Source organism: Streptomyces fuscigenes (genome assembly GCF_021556455.1).
In the GTDB taxonomy this organism is placed as follows: Bacteria; Actinomycetota; Actinomycetes; order Streptomycetales; family Streptomycetaceae; genus Streptomyces; species Streptomyces fuscigenes.
Map to the genome: position 1 here is coordinate 1 of NZ_JAKGCV010000452.1, position 4,391 is coordinate 4,391.

1 protein-coding gene is annotated in these 4,391 nt (G+C 72.4%); it reads left to right on the forward strand.

Translation table 11 applies throughout. From position 1 onward, the window contains the following. Positions 1-49: 49 nt before the first annotated feature. On the forward strand, positions 50-4,391 hold a 4,342-nt coding region (locus L1885_RS24430), incomplete at its 3' end, for a hypothetical protein (RefSeq protein ID WP_235799328.1).

Sequence of the window (4,391 nt, forward strand, 5' to 3'; positions counted from 1 at the left end):
GGTGGTGGCGGCGCATTACCGCAATCGGCATCTGCTGGAGCCGGGTGAGGTGTTGCAGCGTCCGCAGTTCGTGGACAAGTTCTTCAAGGACCACGCGCCGGGTGAGCTGCGCGGTCGCGACCTGCGTGACCCGCAGCAGCGGGCACGGACGATGGACGAGTTCGTCAACGATTACGTGTTGCCGTGGGCGAATCAGGCGCGGATGGCGGAGGTCATCTACGAGTCGTTCGACGACCGCATCCGCCAGGGCGCCCCGGCCCGGCCCGCCGAGTACACCCTCAACGACCACACTCCGCTGTTCCGCGGGGAGCGCCGCGCCGCCGCCGTCGGCGCGCTGGAGAACCGGCGGATTCTGATGGACGTCCGGTCGCGGGTGCGGGGCGGCTTCGAGCACCTCGACCTGAACAAGGCGTTCGCGCAGGTGGGCGGGGGCCGTGACGCGCGCGCCGTCATCGGCCGCCTGGACGCGGCGCGCAAGGCCGTGCTGTCCGACTACGCCTTCAAGGTCGGCGACAGCGCGTCCCTCGGCGACCGGCTGGACGAGTACCGCGCTCTGGCCTCGAAGTCGATGGACGACATCCGCCGGGTCTTCCCGTCCGGCACGCGCCGGCCCGCGGCCGTCGAGTCGCTGATGGACACGCTGCGCGGCATCGAACGGGCGGGCACGTCGTCGGGCACCCAGCACCACCTGGCCGACCAGGCGTCCCGCGACCGCACCGATGCCACGGCGCACCCGGATCGGGAGCCCCTGGCCCAGTGGGAGGCCTCGGAGCACGGCGGCACCGCCGTGCAGACCCTGGACCACACGGCAGCGCCGGACGGGACGCTCAGTGTCGACCTGCTGACCCGGGGCGAGGGGCACGTCCCCGAGGGTCTCGGCAGCTACCGGCCCGAGGACTGGGCCAGGCGGGCCGACCGCATCCCCGTGCTGCTGTCCACGAGCACGTTCCGTGGGCACACGGCCCTGGAGCAGCGCGAGGGCAGCAGGTTCACCACCAAGCCGCAGGACGTGCCGTGGCACGACTCCTCGGTCACCTTCTTCGCGTCGCACGGCGCCTCGAACCACGTCGAACTGGTCCTGGGCGACGGGCGGGTCGTCCGCGTGAGCGGCCGGGAACTCGGCCGCTACCTCGCGCGCAACGCGGAGGCGCTGGGCGACGCCGACAAGCCTCTCGTCCTGCTGTCCTGCACGACCGGTGCCTCGCCCGAGCACGGCGGGCTGTCCGTGGCGCAGCACGTCGCCAACGTCACGGGACGCGTCGTCCACGCCCCCTCGACGGCCTCCGGCACCGTGCGCGGTGCCAACGGCCGCCTGCAGCCGGTGCTGTTCGCCGACGGGCAGGGCCGTCAGGGATCGTGGCTCACCTTCCGTCCCGAGCCGTCCGGCGCATCGCTGGACCGCATGGCACGCGCGGCGGGGCTGCACACCGGCGAGGGCGTGCCGGACCCGTGGACCGCCAACCGCACGCTCCAGTACGTGCGCACCCTGCGCGGCGTGCTCGGCCACGAAGCGGAGGGCACCGCGGAGCACGACGCCCTGCTGGCCGGCCTCGGCGCCCTCGACGCGCTGCGCTGGAACCCCGGTACGGACGGCGCTCCCGCCACCCACACCGCCGGCCGCATGAACGCCGACGTGCTGCGGGCGATCACCCGGGACGTGCTCGGCCTGCCCGAGGGCACCGAGCAGACGCGCGAGCACTGGACGGCCGTCCTGACGGCGGCTCGGACCGCGCACGCGGACGACCCGACGTCGTCCCTGTCCGCACTGGACCCGCGCGTCGAGTCCGGCCCGGGCATGAAGTCGGGCTCGCGCGTCGAGTCCGGCCCCGTCACCGAGTCGGGCTCGCGCACCGGATCGGACGAGCAGGTGCCGCCGCAACCGCACTCGGCGGACGCGCCCCGTACCGGCGACGCGCCCCGCACCACTGGCTCCACCGGACATGGGCCCGATCGGCAGGTCCGCGAAGAGGGCGGTGGCGAGGCCACCGCCGTCAGGCAGCGGGAGCCCGAGGACTCCGCGCGCGAAGAGACCGCCTCCGACGCGACCCGCGACCTGATGGCCGACCCGGGCGGCGGCCACCGCTCCTCCCACTCGCGCCACGAGTCGGGCGGCGGGCACCGGTCCTCCCACGCGCGGCACGAATCGGCCGGTCCCTCGCACGGCGGCGTCAACGCACGCAGCCGCATCGCCACGCAGGTCGCGGCGTTCGGCCGGCGCCTGAACCGGGCCCTGGCCGAGTACGAGAGCACCCTCGACCGGCGCGCCCTGCGCGACCGCACCGACGAGCTGGTGCGCGAGCTCCTGGGCGAGGTCGGCCCGGCGTTCCGCTCGGAGGCCGTGTGGGAGGCGCGCAAGCTCATCGACGAGCTGCCGCGGACCTGGTCGGACACGGCCGTGAACACGGCGTCGCGGGTGGTCGCCGCCCACGACACCGACCGCTCCGTGCTCGGCGAGCCGGGGGCGACGTACCTCGGTACCAACCACATCACGCAGGGTCCCGGGCAGGGCTTCGTCAACCGCGACATCCCCTCGGTCGTCACCATCGAGAACCGGCCCTACGTGCCCATCTACACGGCCGTGTTCGGCGACCAGTCCGGCCTGCGCGAGCCCGTGTTCAAGGACGTCGGCCAGGACCGGGGCGGCAGGGTCCAGATCCACACGGGCGATCCGAAGTCCGGTGAGAAGGTCTTCTGGCTGAGCGTGGGCCAGCCGTTGCGGCAGTTGAAGTGGGTGGAGAAGTACGCCCGGCAGCAGGGTGCGACGGACCCGATGATCCGTTCGTTCCTGGTGCCGCTGGAGGTCGCGAACGACATCTCGCGCGATGCGGTGACGGAGCACGGTTCGGGTGGGCATCCGCTGGACCTGAACGTCGACAAGCACTTCGCGTCCAACCAGTTCGGCATCACGAAGCCGGAGTCGTTGGAGAAGCTGCGCGCCTACGCCCTGCCCGGGTCGCTGCGTACCTACGCCGAACGGGTGCCGCAGCGGGTGCCCACCGCGTGGGGCGACGTGCGGCCGATGGGAGAGCTGCGCGACAAGGTCGGCGTCCCGCGCTCGATGCTCCAGGGGTACGCCGTCTTCACCGACGAGGGGGGCGACTTCCTCGGGCACGCACACTACGCCGACAAGACGGCGAAGCTGCGTGCCGTCGTCGCGGCGCACTACCGCAACCGCAGCCTGCTGGAGCCGGGCGAGATCCTGGAACGCCCCCAGTTCGTGGAGAAGTTCTTCAAGGACCACGCCCCTGCCGAACTGCGCGCCAGGGACCTGCGCAACTCGGCGGAGAAGGCGCGGACGCTGAACAAGTTCGTCGAGGACTACGTCGTGCCGTGGGCGAACCAGGCCGGCATGGCGGAGGCCATCTACGACTCCTTCGACGAGCGGATCCGCGAGGGCGCGCCGGAACGTCCGGCCGAGTACACCCTGCGCCCGCAGGCCCCGCAGTTCCGAGGCGAGCGGCGCGGCGAGGCCGTCAGCGCCCTGGAGAACCAGAGCGTCCTGATGGACGTCCGCAGCCGCATCCGCACGGGGTACGAACGCCTCGACCTCAACCGGGCGTTCGCGGAGCTCGGCCGGCACGACACGGCGGCCCGAGCGGCGTTCGGCCGGCTCGACGCCGTCCGCAAGGCCGTCCTGTCCGACTACGACTTCAAGGTCGGCAACCCCGCCGCGCTGACCGGCCGGCTCGACGACTACCGGCGGCGGGCCTCCGACTCGCTCGACGCGATCCGCGAGGTCTTCCCGTCCGGCACGCGTCGCCCCGCGGCGATCGAGTCGGTCGTGGACGGCCTGAAGCGCATCGAGAGCGCCGGCACCACGCGCACCGGGACCTCGGGCGCGGTGTGGGACCAGGCGGGCGGGGGGCGTGTCGGGTCGCACGGTGGGGTGAATCCGCGGAGTCGTGTGGCGGGTGAGGTGGGGCAGTTCGGGCGGCGGTTGAACCGTGCGCTGGCGGATTATCACGCCTCCGGGGACCGGCGCGCGCTGCGGCACGATGTGCACGGTCTGGTGCGGGGGTTGGTGGAGCAGGCGGGTCCGCTGCATCGCTCGGAGGCGGTGTGGGAGGCGCGCAAGCTGGTCGACGACCTGCCCCGCACGTGGTCCGACACCGCCGTCAACACCGCTCTCCACGTCCTCGACGAGTACGACACGGACCGGCCGGCTCTCGGCACGCCCGGTGCGACGTTCCTGGGTTCGAATCACATCACGCAGGGTCCGGGGCAGGGGTTCATCAACCGTGACATTCCTGCGGTGGTGACGATCGAGCACCGGCCGTATGTGCCGATCTATACGGCTGTGTTCGGGGATCAGACTGGTTTGGCCGCGCCGGTGTTCAAGGATGTGGGTCAGGATGCCGATGGTTCGGTGCAGATTCACACGGGTGATCCGT